Annotated in this window: 9 protein-coding genes; 2 read left to right on the top strand and 7 right to left on the bottom strand. The window is 72.6% G+C overall.

Annotated features, from left to right (window positions below):
• Positions 1 to 13: 13 nt before the first annotated feature.
• Both B079_RS0101370 and B079_RS0101365 read right to left on the bottom strand, forming a co-directional pair.
• Positions 14 to 2,752: a protein kinase gene (locus B079_RS0101370; protein WP_018543966.1), complete on the bottom strand. Its 2,739-nt coding sequence runs from the start codon at positions 2,750 to 2,752 to the stop codon at positions 14 to 16.
• A gap of 165 nt (positions 2,753 to 2,917) precedes the next feature.
• Entirely contained in the window at positions 2,918 to 4,873 is a 1,956-nt protein-coding gene (locus B079_RS0101365) for a serine/threonine-protein kinase (protein WP_018543965.1), read from the bottom strand.
• A gap of 170 nt (positions 4,874 to 5,043) precedes the next feature.
• Here B079_RS0101365 and B079_RS0101360 point away from each other — a divergent pair, with 170 nt between their 5' ends.
• Positions 5,044 to 6,141, top strand: a complete 1,098-nt coding sequence (locus tag B079_RS0101360) for a serine hydrolase domain-containing protein (RefSeq protein WP_018543964.1) — start codon at positions 5,044 to 5,046, stop codon at positions 6,139 to 6,141.
• A 106-nt stretch (positions 6,142 to 6,247) separates the two neighbouring features.
• Here B079_RS0101360 and B079_RS0101355 read toward each other — a convergent pair whose 3' ends face one another.
• On the bottom strand, positions 6,248 to 7,954 hold the full coding sequence (locus B079_RS0101355; protein WP_026248240.1) for a glycerol-3-phosphate dehydrogenase/oxidase: 1,707 nt from the start codon (positions 7,952 to 7,954) through the stop codon (positions 6,248 to 6,250).
• 301 nt (positions 7,955 to 8,255) lie between these two features.
• Here B079_RS0101355 and B079_RS0101350 point away from each other — a divergent pair, with 301 nt between their 5' ends.
• Entirely contained in the window at positions 8,256 to 9,464 is a 1,209-nt protein-coding gene (locus B079_RS0101350) for a nucleotide sugar dehydrogenase (RefSeq protein WP_018543962.1), read from the top strand.
• A 144-nt stretch (positions 9,465 to 9,608) separates the two neighbouring features.
• On the opposite strand, the gene B079_RS0101345 is transcribed toward B079_RS0101350, so the two are convergent.
• The 4 genes from B079_RS0101345 to B079_RS0101330 form a co-directional block, all read right to left on the bottom strand.
• Entirely contained in the window at positions 9,609 to 10,733 is a 1,125-nt protein-coding gene (locus B079_RS0101345; protein WP_018543961.1) for a GuaB3 family IMP dehydrogenase-related protein, read from the bottom strand.
• Between the two features lie 112 nt (positions 10,734 to 10,845).
• A complete protein-coding gene (guaB, locus tag B079_RS0101340) occupies positions 10,846 to 12,354 on the bottom strand; it encodes an IMP dehydrogenase (protein WP_018543960.1) in 1,509 nt (502 codons plus the stop codon).
• Between the two features lie 250 nt (positions 12,355 to 12,604).
• Positions 12,605 to 13,192, bottom strand: a complete 588-nt coding sequence (locus B079_RS0101335) for a sigma-70 family RNA polymerase sigma factor (protein ID WP_018543959.1) — start codon at positions 13,190 to 13,192, stop codon at positions 12,605 to 12,607.
• Positions 13,193 to 14,772: 1,580 nt separating this feature from the next.
• Complete coding sequence (locus B079_RS0101330) at positions 14,773 to 15,384, bottom strand: response regulator transcription factor (protein ID WP_003948568.1); 612 nt, start codon at positions 15,382 to 15,384, stop codon at positions 14,773 to 14,775.
• Positions 15,385 to 15,421: the final 37 nt, after the last annotated feature.

The following is a 15,421-nucleotide window of genomic DNA, read 5'->3' as shown; positions in this document are numbered from 1 at the left end:
GTCGGTACGCCTCTCAGCCGGTGTAGCGGTACGTCGACGTGGCCTGGTCGTACAGCCGTGTCACCTCGTCCCGCTCCGCCTCCGGGCCCCGGACCTGGACGACGTGGTAGCGGCCGTTCAGCAGCATCGCCATGTTGCGCACGTACAGGTCGCGTCCGCTGGCATCGGTCCAGGTGAACTGCCCCTCGGCCATGGTGCGTCCGCCCACCTCGATGGTCCTGAGGCCGGTCGCGGTGGCCCAGCTGGAGGAGCGGTACGGCTGGAGTTCGCGTTCCTTGTCCCGCTGGTACGCCATCGGGTCGGTGCCGTACGAGCCCGTACCGTCCCGGCCTGGCACCACGATCAGCTCGAAGTCGCCGTGGCCGTAGACGACTTGACCGCTGTTGTTGCGCGGGGTGCGGTCCCAGCCCTTGGCGACGGCGACCCGGAAACCGTCCGGGTCGGTGCGCAGGGTGAAGCCGTCGGCCACCGAGGTGCCGCCGGTCTGGGTCTCGGCGGCGGGCGCGGACGCGCTCGGCTTGCCGCCTGCCTTGTCATCTCCCTTGCTGTCAGCGGGACTTGGGCGCTGCTCGTGGGAGGGTGCGGGGCTCGCCTGTCCGGCCGTACCGGCGTGGTCGCGGCCCGCCGCGCCGTCCTCGCCGCGCTTGGGCAGGAACAGCATCGCGTAGGCGATCGCCCCGGCCAGCAGGAGCAGCACGAGGAGTACCAGGAGGCGGCCGAGGCTGCGCGGTGAACGCTGCGGCCCGGACCGGTCCCGCTTGTGCTTGCCGTGCGGGTTCCGGGCGGGCGCTCGGTTGCGGCGCCGTCGCACCAGCTCGCCGCGCCGCCGCACGATCGGCAGCCTGCGCGGGTCGGCGGGCGGCACGGGCACCACATGCGCCCCGGCGTCCGGCTCGGGCGCGGAGCGCACCAACGAGCGCAGCCACCCGGCGAGTTCCTCCACGTCCGGCCGCTCGGTGGGGTCCTGCCGCAGCAGCGACTCCACGACCGGGCGCAGCGCCCCGCACTCCTCCGCGAAGGCGGGCGGCTCGGCGCACACCAGCTGCACCAGCTCGGCCGTGGCCTCCTCGGGGTACGGCGCGTGCCCCTGCACGGCCCGGAACAGCAGCGCCCCGAGCGCCCACAGATCGGTGGCGGGCCCGATCGGCGCGGCCAGCTGCCAGTTCTCGTGCACCGGCCCGGCCTGCTCCGGCGCCCACCGCTCGGTGACGGCTCCGACGACGCTCATCCGCATCTGCCGGGACCGCTCGGCGGCGATGGCGTTGCCGGGTCCGCGCGAGAGCGTTCCGACCGGGACGGTCTCGTCCCAGCGGGAGACTCCGCCGGTCTGCGCGGGGACGGCGGGCTGGGGGTGGACGTGCTCGGGGTGGACGTGCTCGCCGCCGTGCGCGGACGCCCCGTTACGGGTGTCCCCGCCGAGCGCCCTCGGCGCGGCGGACGGCGCCGGTACGGCACCGGTCCGGGGCGCCGCTCCGTGCCAGGGCCTGCCCGCCACCCCGTAGGGGTCGGCGATGGTGCCGGGCGAGCCGGTCTCCCGCCCGTTGGCGTACGACCGCTCGGCGTGGGCTCCGGCGGCGGGCAGCTCGGTACGGCGTGGCTCCGCCGGGTACGGCTCGGCGGGGCGTGGTTCGGGGTACGGGGACCGGGCCCCGCCCTCGGCGGTGGCGTCCGTCTCGCCCGGCTCGGGCGTACGGGCACCGGGCAGGGCGGCGCGGTGACCCTCCTGGGACTCCTGCACCCGGGCGGCGGCACGCGCTCCGGCGCGGTAGGCGGCGATGGCACCGGCGCGGGCCGCGCGGATGTCCTCGCCGCTCTCCAGCGCCCGCTGTCCGGACGCACCGGATGCCCCGGACGCCCCGGGCTCCTTGCCCGCCGCGGCGGCCCGCGCCTGGATCGCGGCGCGGCGTGCGGCCTCGGGGTCGGTGTCGGCAGCGGCGTCGGGGCTGGGACCTGGGCCGGGGCCGGAGCCGGGGCCGGGGGCCGGGCCTGGTCCTGGGCGGACGGGCAACGCGCCCGCGTCGGCCGCACCGGCACCGAGCGGCACACCCGCGCCACCGCCACCGGGCTTCCCCGGCCCACTCGGACCGGGCGGCGCGCCGACCTGACGCGGCTGCCCCGGCGAAGTCTCCCCGGGCTCCACCGGCACCGGGTCGTACCCGCACAGCGCCTCCTCCGCCGCCCCGGACGCGAGCCCGGTCAGCAGGACCCGGCCGTCGTCGCAGACGAGGACCGTGCGGGCGGTGATGTTGCGGTGGGTCCAGCCGTGGGCGTGCAGGACGCGCAGCGCCATCAGCACGTCGGAGGCGACCTCGGCCGCGCGGTACGGGTTGAGCGGCTGCTCGGCGAGGAGGGCCGACAGGGGCTGTGCGGACACCAGTTCGCTGACGATCCAGAGCGAACCGCCCTCCGCGAACACGTCGAAGACCTGGTCAAGGCGGGGGTGGTCGGGTATCCGGGCAGCGGCCTGCGCGGCTTCGAGGGCGCGGCGCACGGCGGGGTCGGCGGGCCTGCGGGTGGCACCCCGGGCCGCCGAGGGACGCCGCCCGCGCTCCCGCGCGGTGAACCCGTCGGGCAGCCCCTCCGCGTCCAGCACCTCGGCCTCGACGACCTCGGGCAACGGCACCTGGCGGACCATCACCTCCTGGCCACTGTAGGTGTCGAAGGCCCGCGTCTCCGTCAGTTCGTACGCGTCGGAGGGCGGCAGCGGCAGACGGTAGCGGTCGGCGAGCACTCGGCCCGCGTATTCGTCCACGTCGCCACCCCCTGCCGTACGGTCGCCCAGGCTCGTTCCCCTGACGGTCCGTTCCGCGCGTACACCCCGCTGCGTACGGTCCGCGACCCCTCACGATACGTGCCGGAGGCAAGCCGCATTGAGGGGATGACGGATTCTCGCGCTCCCGAACCGGGCTCGTTCAGGTCACGAGTTGGGCTCGAAGGACTCCGTGAGGGTCTTCCAGGTGTCCTTGCGCAGCGCGCTGTCCCAGTGGTCGGCCTTCGCGGTGTACATCAGCGCCTGCCCGAGGTGGTCGTTGACCACGAAACCCCGGTCGATCGAACGGTACTTGGTGCCGCCGTCGACGTAGGTGAACTCCCAGTCGGCCGTGTTCCAGCCCCGGTAGCGCACCTTGTCTATGCCGATGCGCTTGTACTGGGAGCGGACCATGTACCGCTCCTGGCTCTGCCAGTCCGCCACCGGGTCGTCCTTGGGCGTGCTGGTCCAGCCGACGAGCAGCTTCTGGCCGTCCGGGCCGGTGTAGCGGTCGCCCGCGGCGGAGGACGACTCGTACGACCAGCCCTTGGGCAGGCCGATGGAGTAGCCCTGGGCGGCCTTGTGGGTCGAGACGACCGGCGCGGCGCCGCCCTTCCCGGAACCCGAGGAGTCGTCCGAGCCGGACCCGGAGTCCGACGAGGCCGTCTCCGCGCTCGCCGAAGAGCCGTTCGCGCTCTCCGAGGAACCGCCGTCGGGCGCAGCGCCGCCGCCCTTGCCCTTGCCGTCGCGGTCGTCCGACTTGACGGAGGCGGACGACGAGGGGGCCGCCTTGGAGCCACCGCCGTCGTCTCCCCCGTCGTCACCGCTGAGGGCGACGGCGACGACGACCCCGATCACCGCGAGGGCCACCACCACCGCGATGATCACCAGCGTGCGCCGGGGCACCACGTCGGTCAACGACGCCTTCGGCACCGGGCGCGGCGGCAGGTCGAGGTCCGGCGGCGGCATGACCGGCCAGCCCGAACTTGGCTTGTTGCCGACGGAGTCGGGCCCCTGGGACGCGCCCGGGGACGCCGGTCCGGAGGCCGTCGTGGTCTTCGGCGCACCCGCACCGGACGCACCGCCCGGACCAGCGGCCTTGGCACCCGAAGCACCGGCCGCGCCCGCGCCGCCCGCCTTGCGGACCGACCGCAGCGCCCCGCGCAGCTTCTCCGCCGCCTCCTCGCCCCGCTTGCTCTCCGGTCCGGGCTGCACCGGGAGCGGTACGACCCGCGTGGGCTCCAGGACCTGCGGCTCCGGCGCGCGGATCACGTCGTTGAGCAGCGCGCGGGCACCGGCGTCGTCGAGCCGCTGCGCCGGGTCCTTGGTGAGCAGGCCGTAGATGACGTCCCTGAGCGGGCCCGCGTTCTTGGGCTCGTCCAGGGGCTCGGTCATCACGGCGGTGAGGGTGGCGATGGCCGAACCCTTGTCGTACGGCGGGGTGCCCTCGACCGCCGCGTACAGCAGGCCGCCCAGCGACCAGAGGTCCGCCGCCGGGCCGGGCTTGTGACCCCGGGCGCGCTCGGGCGAGATGTAGGAGGGGGCGCCGACGAGCATGCCGGTGGAGGTGATGGACGGGTCGCCCTCGACCTGCGCGATGCCGAAGTCGGTGAGCACCACCCGGCCGTCGTCGGCGATCAGCACGTTGGACGGCTTCACGTCACGGTGCAGGATGCCCTCGCGGTGCGCCGAGCGCAGCACGTCCAGGACGGCGAGGCCGACCTCGGCGGCCCGCCGGGGCTCCAGCAGTCCGTCCTCGCGGATGACCTCGGCCAGGGACTTGCCCTCGACCAGCTCCATGACGATCCACGGCCGGTCGTCCTCGTCGACCACGTCGAAGACCGTCACCGCGCTGTTGTTGCGGATCCGGGCGATCGCCTTGGCCTCGCGCAGGGTCCGCGTGATCAGACGCCGCTTCTCGTCCTCGTCGATGTTCGACGGGAACCGCAGCTCCTTGACGGCGACCGTCCTGCCCAGGGTCTCGTCCTCGGCACGCCACACCGTGCCCATGCCGCCCCGGCCGAGCACGTCCCCCAGCCGGTACCGCCCGGCGAGAAGACGACGCTCGTTCTTGCCCTGACGAGTCTCCTGACGGGATGACCCCGCCCGCTCCGCCTCCGACATGCGTCCCCTCATGCAACCCGCCCTGACAGAGCCTCCATTGTCCCTCACCCGACAAGTGGCCGTCGCCCTGGGGGCCCCTGTTCTCACCCCCGGTCCCCCGTATCCGGAGGCCGCCTGAACCAGATGTTCCAGTTGCCGGGATGATGTCCCCGGCGAGGGAGGAGACGCACATGCCGACGCTTCGGACAGTCCTGTCCATACCGGTTCTCGTGGCGGCACTGCTCCTTTCTCCCACCTTGTCACCCGACACCTCCGGCACCGCGCCCACAGCCGGGTCCACCGACGCGGCGCTGCCCCGCCTGGTCACCGAGGGCGGGGCCCCGGCCGCCGCGCTGCTGAACCAGATCCGCACCGGGCCCGGGCGTGTCTCCCGCTACGCCGAGGCCGGACGGGGCATCGCCCGCACCGACCACTTCCGGGCCGGAAGCATCACCAAGACGTTCGTCGCGGTGGTCGTGCTGCAACTGGCCGCCGAGCACCGGCTGTCGCTGTCCGACACGGTGGACCGGCATCTGCCGGGCCTGCTGCGGCCGACCCGGGCTTCCGGGCCCCACTCCGGCTCCCTTCCGGACGGCCGCCGCATCACCCTGCGTCAGCTGCTCACCCACACCAGCGGACTGCCCGATTTCACCCAGGCCACCGCTGGCACCGTGCCTTTGACGCCTTCTCAGGCCGTCGGCCTCGCGCTCACCCTCCCTCCGGCCCGCCGGGGCCACTACGCCTACTCCAGCACCAACTACGTCCTGCTCGGCATGGTGATCCGTCAGGTCACCGGCCACTCCTACGCCGCCGAGGCACAGCGCAGGATCATCGCCCCACTGGGTCTCGTGGGCACCTCCTTCCCCGGCTCGCGCCGCTCGCTCCCTGCGCCGCACGGCCACGCCTTCGCGGCCGACGGCACCGACGTCACCGCGCTGGACCCGCGCGTGGCCGGTGCGGCGGGCGAGCTGGTGACCACGCTCGACGACCTGGACCGCTTCTACGCGGCCCTGCTGGGCGGCGAACTGCTCACCCCGCACTGGCTGCGCGAGATGAAGGACACCCGTGCCGCACGTGGGGAGTACGGCATGGGGCTGTATCCGTTCCGGCTTCCGTGCGGGGTCGTCGTCTGGGGACACAACGGCCGGATCAGCGGAAGCTATGTGCGCACGGCCGCCACGGCCGACGGCGGCCATGTGCTCACCTTCCGCGTGAACACGGACGCGATGACAGACACCCGGCTCGAACCGGCCTTGCTCGCCGCCGAGTTCTGCCCCCGCACCTGGTAGAACGCGCGAGTTCCGGCCCGAGATCCCGAATTCGGCCACTCGTTCGAGTGAACCCGGAACCCGGCGTGGGAACCCGGCTCCGGCGCCGGGCCCCCACGGCACGCTCCTACAGCGGCACGATGTCAGGCGCCCCCAGCCGCGCCGCGTCCGCCGTCAGGTCGTCCGGCTGGCGCTGGGACTCGCGCTCGGCCTCGACCCGCTTCTCGTAGTGCTCGACCTCGCGGTCGATCTGGTCCTGGTCCCAGCCGAGCACCGGCGCCATCAGCTCGGCGGCCTCGCGGGCACTGCGGGTGCCCCGGTCGAAGGTCTCGATGGAGATGCGGGTGCGGCGGGTGAGCACGTCGTCCAGGTGCCGGGCCCCCTCGTGCGAGGCGGCGTAGACGATCTCGGCGCGCAGATAGTCGTCCGCGTGCCGCAGCGGCTCGCCGAGGCTCGGGTCGGCGGCGATGAGGTCGAGCAGCTGGTCGGTCAGGGAGCCGTACCGGTTGAGCAGGTGCTCGACGCGGGCCACGTGCAGTCCGGAGCGGGCGGCTATGCGTTCGCGGGCGTTCCACATCGCCGGGTAGCCCTCGGCGCCGAGCAGCGGGATCTCCTCGGTCACCGACTCGGCCACCCGCCGGTCCAGCCCGTGCACGGCGGCGTCGACGGCGTCCTCGGCCATCACCCGGTACGTCGTGTACTTGCCGCCCGCGACGACCACGAGCCCCGGCACCGGATGCGCCACGGTGTGCTCGCGCGACAGCTTGCTGGTGGCCTCGGACTCGCCGGCCAGCAGCGGCCTGAGCCCGGCGTAGACACCCTCGACGTCGTCCCGGGTGAGCGGCACCGCGAGCACCGAGTTGACGTGCTCCAGGACGTAGTCGATGTCGGCGCTGGAGGCGGCCGGGTGCGCCTTGTCTAGGTCCCACGCGGTGTCGGTGGTGCCGACGATCCAGTGCCTGCCCCAGGGGATGACGAACAGGACGGACTTCTCGGTGCGCAGGATCAGCCCGGTGCTGGAGTGGATGCGGTCGCGGGGCACGACCAGGTGGATGCCCTTGGACGCCTTGACGTGGAACTGGCCGCGCTCCCCCACCAGCGCCTGGGTGTCGTCGGTCCACACCCCGGTGGCGTTGACGACCTGGCGGGCGCGGATCTCGTACTCCCCGCCGCCCTCCACGTCCTCCACCGTGACGCCGACGACCCGCTCGCCCTCGCGCAGGAACCCGGTCACCCGCGCACGGTTGGCCGCCTTCGCGCCGTAGGACACCGCCGTGCGCACCAGGGTGGCCACGAAGCGGGCGTCGTCCACCTCGGCGTCGTAGTACTGGAGCGCGCCCACCAGGGCGTCCTTGCGCAGACAGGGGGCGACGCGCAGGGCGTGGCTGCGGCTGAGGTGGCGGTGCAGGGGCAGGCCCCGGCCGTGTCCTCGGGCCATCGACATCACGTCGTAGAGCGCGACGCCCGTGCCCGCGTACAGCCGCTCCCAGCCCCGGTGCTGGAGCGGGTAGAGGAACGGCACCGGCTTGACCAGGTGCGGGGCGAGCCGTTCCAGCAGCAGGCCGCGTTCCTTCAGGGCCTCGCGGACGAGGGGGAAGTCGAGCATCTCCAGATAGCGCAGTCCGCCGTGTATCAGCTTGCTGGAGCGGCTGGAGGTGCCGGAGGCCCAGTCCCGGGCCTCGACTATGCCCGTGGACAGCCCGCGTGTGGCCGCGTCCAGTGCGGTTCCGGCACCCACGATGCCGCCGCCGACGACCAGCACGTCCAGCTCGCGCTCCGCCATCTCCGCCAGTGCCTCGGCGCGCTGCGCCGGATCAAGACTCGCTGTCCTCACCGCTGCCTCCCGCTCCTCGCAGAACCCGCTCGCGTCGGCCGCACCCGGTGGGCGAAGCCCGGTTCACCCCCTCCTCATGCCCAAATTCTGACCGCCCCGCGCGGCTTCAGCCACCACGGACTTTCGCCCTGTGGACAACTCCCCCGTATCCCTCGCATGACACGCATGACACGGAAGACACACGAACACAATCACACATAACGGTCATATTTGTACCTAGTCTGACAGTGCGCTCGCTCAGCCGGTCCACACCGCTTGCGCACCTGTCCCACTTCGGCTAACGGGAAGGACGGCCCACGCCATGCCCGCAGACCTCGCCGTCATCGGACTCGGTCCCTACGGCCTGCCGCTGGCCCAGGCCGCCGTCGCCGCAGGCATCCCGACCATCGGCTACTCCACCGGACCCGAGGCGGGCTCGCTCAGCCCCGCCGAGCTGCGCCGGATGCGCTCCACGGGCTTCCGTCCCGGCACCGACCCCGCCCAGCTCTGCCGCGTCCGCACCGCCGTCATCTGCGCGCCGACCCCGCGCGGCGCCGACGGCTCCCCCGACCTCAGCCAGGTCGAGGCCGCCGCCCGCGCCCTGGCCGGACAGCTGCGCCCGCACACCACGGTCGTCCTGGAGTCGCCCGTCCTGCCCGGGACCACCGAGGACTTCCTGCGCCCCCTGCTGGAACGCGGCTCCGGGCTGCGCGCCGGACGCGACTTCCACCTCGCCTATTCACCCAGCCGGGTGGACCCGGGCAACCGCGACCGCACCCCCGCGGGCACCCCCCGGGTCATCGGCGGCCTCACCCCCGCCTGCACCGAATCGGCCGCCGCCTTCTACGGACGGCTCACCGACAAGGTCGTCCGCGCGCGCGGGCTGCGCGAGGCCGAGACCGTCCAGCTCCTGGAGACCAACTTCCGGCACGTCAACATCGCGCTCGTCAACGAGATGGCCGTCCTCTGCCACGAGCTGGGCATCGACCTGTGGGACGTCGTGCGCTGCGCGGAGACCAAGCCGTTCGGCTTCCAGGCGTTCCGGCCGGGCCCCGGTGTCGGCGGCCACTCCGTCCCGCAGGACCTCACCGGCCACACGAGCCGGGGTCTGCGCATGGTGGAGCTGGCCCAGCAGGTCAACAGCCGGATGCCCGGCTACGTCGTCCAGCGCGCCGCCGCCCTCCTCAACGAGCACGGCAAGTCCGCCCGGGGCGCGCGCGTGCTCCTGCTCGGCGTCACCTACAAGGCCGACCTCGCCGACCAGCAGGGCTCCCCCGCGCGCGAGATCGCCCTCCACCTGATGGAACTGGGCGCCTCCGTCAGCTACCACGACCCGCTGGTCCCCTCCTGGAGCGTCCTGAACCACCCGGTCCCCCGCGCCGACTCCCTCTACGAAGCGGCGGCCGACGCCGACCTCACGATCCTCCTCCAGCCCCACCGCACCTACGACCTCCAGGGCCTCTCGGTGAAGGCCCAGCTCCTGCTGGACACGAGGGGCGTCACTCCGACGGGGGCGGCGCACCGGTTGTGAAGGGGGGCGCGCGGGAGCGGAGGTTCACCATCCACAGACGGGTCCGTTCCCAGCGAGTGGGCTTGCGGTGACGTACCGACCACTGGGTACGCAAAAGGGCCCGGCCTTCGCAGGCCGGGCCCTTTTCGCAGGTCAGGGAGCGTGTCAGCGGCGGTGCTGGCTGTCCGCCACCGTGACCTCGACGCGCTGGAACTCCTTCAGTTCGCTGTAGCCGGTGGTGGCCATGGCGCGGCGCAGGGCGCCGAAGAAGTTCATCGAGCCGTCGGGGGTGTGGGAGGGGCCGGTGAGGACTTCCTCCAGGGTGCCGACGGTGCCGAGGTCGACCTTCTTGCCGCGCGGCAGTTCCTCGTTCACCGCCTCCATGCCCCAGTGGTGACCACGGCCGGGCGCGTCGGTGGCGCGGGCCAGCGGGGAGCCCATCATGACCGCGTCGGCACCGCAGGCGATCGCCTTCGGCAGGTCGCCGGACCAGCCGACACCGCCGTCCGCGATCACGTGCACGTACCGGCCGCCGGACTCGTCCATGTAGTCACGGCGGGCCGCCGCCACGTCGGCGACCGCCGTCGCCATCGGCACCTGGATGCCGAGCACGTTGCGCGTGGTGTGCGCGGCGCCGCCGCCGAAGCCCACCAGCACACCGGCCGCACCGGTGCGCATCAGGTGCAGCGCGGCGGTGTACGTGGCGCAGCCGCCCACGATCACCGGGACGTCCAGCTCGTAGATGAACTGCTTCAGGTTCAGCGGCTCGTGCGAGGACGACACGTGCTCCGCGGAGACGGTCGTACCCCGGATGACGAAGATGTCCACACCCGCGTCGACGACCGCCTTGGAGAACTGCGCCGTGCGCTGCGGGGAGAGCGCCGCCGCCGTGACCACGCCGGAGTCGCGCACCTCCTTGATGCGCTGGCCGATCAGCTCCTCCTTGATGGGAGCCGCGTAGATCTCCTGGAGGCGGCGGGTGGCCAGCTCGTCCGGCAGCTCGGTGATCTCGTCGAGCAGCGCCTGCGGGTCCTCGTGGCGGGTCCACAGACCCTCCAGATTGAGGACGCCGAGCCCGCCCAGCTCACCGATGCGGATCGCGGTGGCCGGGGAGACCACCGAGTCCATGGGAGCGGCCAGGAACGGCAGCTCGAAACGGTAGGCGTCGATCTGCCAGGCGATCGAGACCTCCTTCGGGTCTCGCGTGCGGCGGCTGGGGACGACGGCGATGTCGTCGAAGGCGTACGCCCGGCGGCCGCGCTTGCCGCGCCCGATCTCGATCTCAGTCACGTCATGCCTTTCCTCTTGCGTTTCGGCTCTTCCAGTATCCCCGACACCCATGACGAGGGCGGCCCCGGTGGAACCGGGACCGCCCTCGTCAGGTGCTCCGCGTGGGTGCGGGTCAGGCGCGGCTGCTGTAGTTCGGCGCCTCGACCGTCATCTGGATGTCGTGCGGGTGGCTCTCCTTGAGGCCCGCGGAGGTGATCCGGACGAACCGGCCGCGCTCCTGCAGCTCGGGCACCGTGCTGCCACCGACGTAGAACATCGACTGGCGCAGACCGCCGACCAGCTGGTGGACCACGGAGGACAGCGGGCCGCGGTAGGGCACCTGGCCCTCGATGCCCTCGGGGATCAGCTGCTCGTCGGAGGCGACGCCCTCCTGGAAGTAGCGGTCCTTGGAGAAGGACTTGCGCTCACCGCGCGTCTGCATCGCGCCGAGCGAGCCCATGCCCCGGTACGACTTGAACTGCTTGCCGTTGATGAACAGCAGCTCGCCCGGGGACTCCGCGCAGCCCGCGAGCAGCGAGCCGAGCATCACGGTGTCGGCGCCCGCGACCAGGGCCTTGGCGATGTCGCCGGAGTACTGCAGGCCACCGTCGCCGATGACCGGGACACCGGCCTCCTTGGCGGCCAGCGCGGCCTCGTAGATCGCGGTGACCTGCGGGACGCCGACACCGGCGACCACGCGGGTGGTGCAGATCGAACCCGGTCCGACACCGACCTTGACGCCGTCGGCGCCCGCGTCGACCAGCGCCTTGGCGCCGTCGCGGGTGGCGATGTTGCCGCCGATGACGTCCACGCCGGAGGAGTTCGACTTGATCTTGGCGATCATGTCGCCGACCAGGCGGGAGTGACCGTGCGCGGTGTCCACGACGATGAAGTCGGCACCGGCCTCGATCAGCGCCTGGGCGCGCTCGAAGGAGTCACCGGCCACGCCGACGGCCGCGCCGACCAGCAGCCGGCCCTCGCCGTCCTTGGCCGCGTTCGGGTACTGCTCGGCCTTGACGAAGTCCTTGACCGTGATCAGACCCTTGAGCACACCGCGGTCGTCGACCAGCGGCAGCTTCTCGATCTTGTGCTTGCGCAGCAGCTCCATCGCCTCGGGGCGGGAGATGCCGACCTTGGCCGTGACCAGCGGCATGGGCGTCATGACCTCGTGCACCCGGCGGCTGCGGTCGGTCTCGAAGGCCATGTCGCGGTTGGTGACGATGCCGAGGAGCTTCTTCTCCGGATCGGTCACCGGGACGCCGCTGATGCGGAACTTGGCGCACAGCGCGTCGGCCTCGGCGAGCGTGGCCTCCGGGTGGATGGTGATCGGGTCGGTGACCATGCCGGACTCGGACCGCTTCACCAGGTCGACCTGGTTAGCCTGGTCCTCGATCGACAGGTTGCGGTGCAGCACGCCGACGCCGCCCTGGCGGGCCATCGCGATCGCCATGCGGGATTCGGTCACCTTGTCCATGGCGGCGGACAGCAGCGGGATGTTGACACGCACATTGCGGGAGACGTACGAGGCGGTGTCGATGTCCTCGGGCGCCATGTCCGACGCGCCCGGGAGCAGCAGCACGTCGTCGTAGGTCAGCCCGAGTGTCGCGAATTTACCGGGCACTCCGTCGACGTTGGCAGTCATGACACCTTCCCCAAATGGCCTTGATCGGTGCGGATGTCCATGCTAACGGGAAGTGTCGCCAGCAAATTCCACGCTACGGGGGCACCGCGGGCTTCGTATTTTCGTACGGAAACGGTGGCGCGGGCGTTCACGCACGGGCTCGCACCCGGTCTGCTCGGGCGGCCTCTCCGGCCGCCCCACCACCGCTTTTCGCTCCGCACCGGCCGGTCGTGCCCCGGCACCGGCGGACCGTCCCGGGGCGGTGTACGGGCTACTGCTCGGCCAGCGCGCGCAGCCTGCTCAGCGCGCGGTGCTGCGCCACCCGTACCGCTCCTGGTGACATTCCCAACATCTGCCCCGTCTCCTCCGCGGTCAAGCCGACGGCGATACGCAGCAGCAACAGTTCGCGCTGGTTCTCGGGCAGGTTGGCCAGCAGCTTCTTGGCCCAGGCCGCGTCGCTGCTGAGCAGGGCGCGCTCCTCGGGGCCGAGGGAGTCGTCGGGGCGCTCGGGCATCTCGTCCGAGGGGACGGCCGTGGACCCCGGGTGCCGCATCGCGGCGCGCTGGAGGTCGGCGACCTTGTGCGAGGCGATGGCGAAGACGAACGCCTCGAAGGGGCGGCCGGTGTCGCGGTAGCGCGGCAGGGCGAGCAGCACCGCGACGCAGACCTCTTGCGCGAGGTCCTCGACGAAGTGGCGCGCGTCGCCGGGCAGCCGGGACAGGCGCGTACGGCAATAGCGCAGGGCGAGGGGGTGGACGTGCGCGAGCAGATCGTGCGTGGCCTGCTCGTCCCCGTCGACGGCACGGTGCACCAGGGCGCCGATCGCCCCGTGAGCCGTGCTCGCCTCCTCGTCGCGCATCGGTCCATGGTGCCTTGCGGCCGTCCGGTCCGTCGCATCGCGTTCGTGGTTGTGCACCGAAGCGTTATGAGCAGGTGCGCCCGCAGCAGTCATCCGCCGCACCCTCCCCTTCCGCTTGACCGACTCCCCGAGAGACTCCACACCTCAAGGATGCGGCATCCCCAGGAAAACACGGAGCGGGCACCCTCCGGGGTGGACGGAGTGGGGCGGGGGCGGCAGGTATGTGGTGGCGGAATACAGCACGGCTGGGGGGTGTGGGGGTACGGCCTGTGTGTTCGAGCTAGGTGTGATCCGAGGCTGTGGCAGTGGCCTTCACCGTGGGGGTACGAGCTGTGTGCTCGGGCGGCGTGTGCCCCGAGGCTGTGGCCGTGGCCATCGCCGTGGGGGTACGCACCATGTGGCCGCACATTCTGCGGCGCACCGCTGTGCGGCGGGACGTCATACGGCCGAACCCGCACGGGCCTCCCGCCCGCTGCCCGGCGACCACCCGACCGACCGGCTCGCGGCGAAACACCTCGCACCCTCTGCGACGAAGCACCGTCCAGCCACACACAGCGCCACCGGACACCCTGCGCCCGAGCCCGGGGGCACACGCCCGGCGTATCAACCCCGCGTGGCCAAGCACCGCCGACCCCGCGTGGCCAAGCACCATGGAGCCGACCCTCATGTGCCGACGCACCAGACCCGCCGTGGAGCCGACCTCCATGTGCGGACGCGCCATGTAGCAACGCCCCATGTCCATGTAGCAACGCCCCATGTGCCGACGTGCCGCGGGCCGACCCGCCATGTGTCGTCGCACCATGTGCCACCCCACTACGTGGCGTCGCGCCCTGTGGCTGCCCACCCCGTGGCACCCCACCACATGACCTAGCCCCATGCGCGGGTCCACCGTGTGCCGCCCCACTACGTGGCGCCGCGCCCTGTGGCTGCCCACCCCGTGGCACCCCACCACATGACCTAGCCCCATGCGCGGGTCCACCGTGTGCCGCCCCACTACGTGGCGCCGCGCCCTGTGGCTGCCTACCCTGTGGCGCCCCAACACATAGCGTCGTCCCAGGTGCCGACCCACTCCGCGGCACCACACCACATGACCTCGCCCCATGTGCGGACCCACCATGTGCCACCCCACCACGTGGCCTCACACCCTGTGGCAACCCACCACGTGACGACCCGCCATGTATCGACGCACCACGTGCCGACCCACCACGTCGCCCCGCCCCACCCGGCACCGCCGACCCCCGCACCGCCGCCCCCCGGCACGAACGCTCACCGTCACGTGACCGCCCCCACCCCACGACACCGGCACCGGCAGCCAACCGCCCCAGCCCACCGCCAGGTGACCGCATCACAGCCCACCTCCGGACGCCGATCGCAGGACCGAGCCCACAGCGAAAGCCCCTCGGACAGCCCCCGTACGCCACCACCGTCACGCGGCCGACAGCACCGCGCCGCAGGGGAAGGCGGGAAGAACGCGAAGACAGCTGGGGGCGCGAGCCCCCGTCCACCCGCTCCGCCCCGCCCGCCGACCGGCAGGCGGGGAGCGACGGGTGGCGGCCCGGGGCACCGCCGCCGCGCATGTCCTAGCGGACCAGACCCCAGCGGAAGCCGAGCGCCACCGCGTGGGCGCGGTCGGAGGCGCCGAGCTTCTTGAACAGGCGCCGGGCGTGGGTCTTGACGGTGTCCTCGGAGAGGAACAGCTCGCGGCCGATCTCGGCGTTGGAGCGGCCGTGACTCATGCCCTCGAGGACCTGGATCTCCCGCGCGGTGAGCGTGGGGGCGGCCCCCATCTCGGCCGAGCGCAGCCGGCGCGGGGCCAGCCGCCAGGTCGGGTCGGCGAGGGCCTGCGTCACGGTGGCCCGCAGTTCGGCGCGCGAGGCGTCCTTGTGCAGATAGCCCCGCGCCCCGGCGGCGACGGCGAGCGCCACGCCGTCCAGGTCCTCGGCGACGGTGAGCATGATGATCCGCGCGCCCGGGTCGGCGGACAGCAGCCGACGCACGGTCTCGACACCGCCCAGGCCGGGCATGCGGACATCCATGAGAATGAGGTCGGAGCGGTCGGCACCCCAGCGGCGGAGGACTTCCTCGCCGTTGGCAGCCGTCGTCACGCGCTCGACGCCGGGCACGGTCGCGACCGCGCGGCGGAGCGCCTCTCGGGCAAGCGGGGAGTCGTCGCAGACGAGGACGGATGTCATGACCGCCCTCCGCAGCTGATGCGCGTCACCTTGAGCC

Origin of the sequence: Streptomyces sp. LaPpAH-108, assembly GCF_000373625.1 — a bacterium.
GTDB lineage: Bacteria > Actinomycetota > Actinomycetes > Streptomycetales > Streptomycetaceae > Streptomyces.
The sequence above is the reverse complement of the archived record's forward strand: the minus strand, read 5'-3'. Positions and strand labels throughout refer to the sequence as shown.

Excerpts from the sequence above, each read along its gene's own strand:
- B079_RS0101365 (WP_018543965.1), bottom strand. The coding sequence starts at position 4,873 with ATGTCGGAGGCGGAGCGGGCGGGGTCATCCCGTCAGGAGACTCGTCAG.
- B079_RS0101360 (WP_018543964.1), top strand. The coding sequence starts at position 5,044 with ATGCCGACGCTTCGGACAGTCCTGTCCATACCGGTTCTCGTGGCGGCA.
- B079_RS0101350 (WP_018543962.1), top strand. The coding sequence starts at position 8,256 with ATGCCCGCAGACCTCGCCGTCATCGGACTCGGTCCCTACGGCCTGCCG.
- guaB (WP_018543960.1), bottom strand. The coding sequence starts at position 12,354 with ATGACTGCCAACGTCGACGGAGTGCCCGGTAAATTCGCGACACTCGGG.
- B079_RS0101335 (WP_018543959.1), bottom strand. The coding sequence starts at position 13,192 with ATGCGCGACGAGGAGGCGAGCACGGCTCACGGGGCGATCGGCGCCCTG.
- B079_RS0101330 (WP_003948568.1), bottom strand. The coding sequence starts at position 15,384 with ATGACATCCGTCCTCGTCTGCGACGACTCCCCGCTTGCCCGAGAGGCG.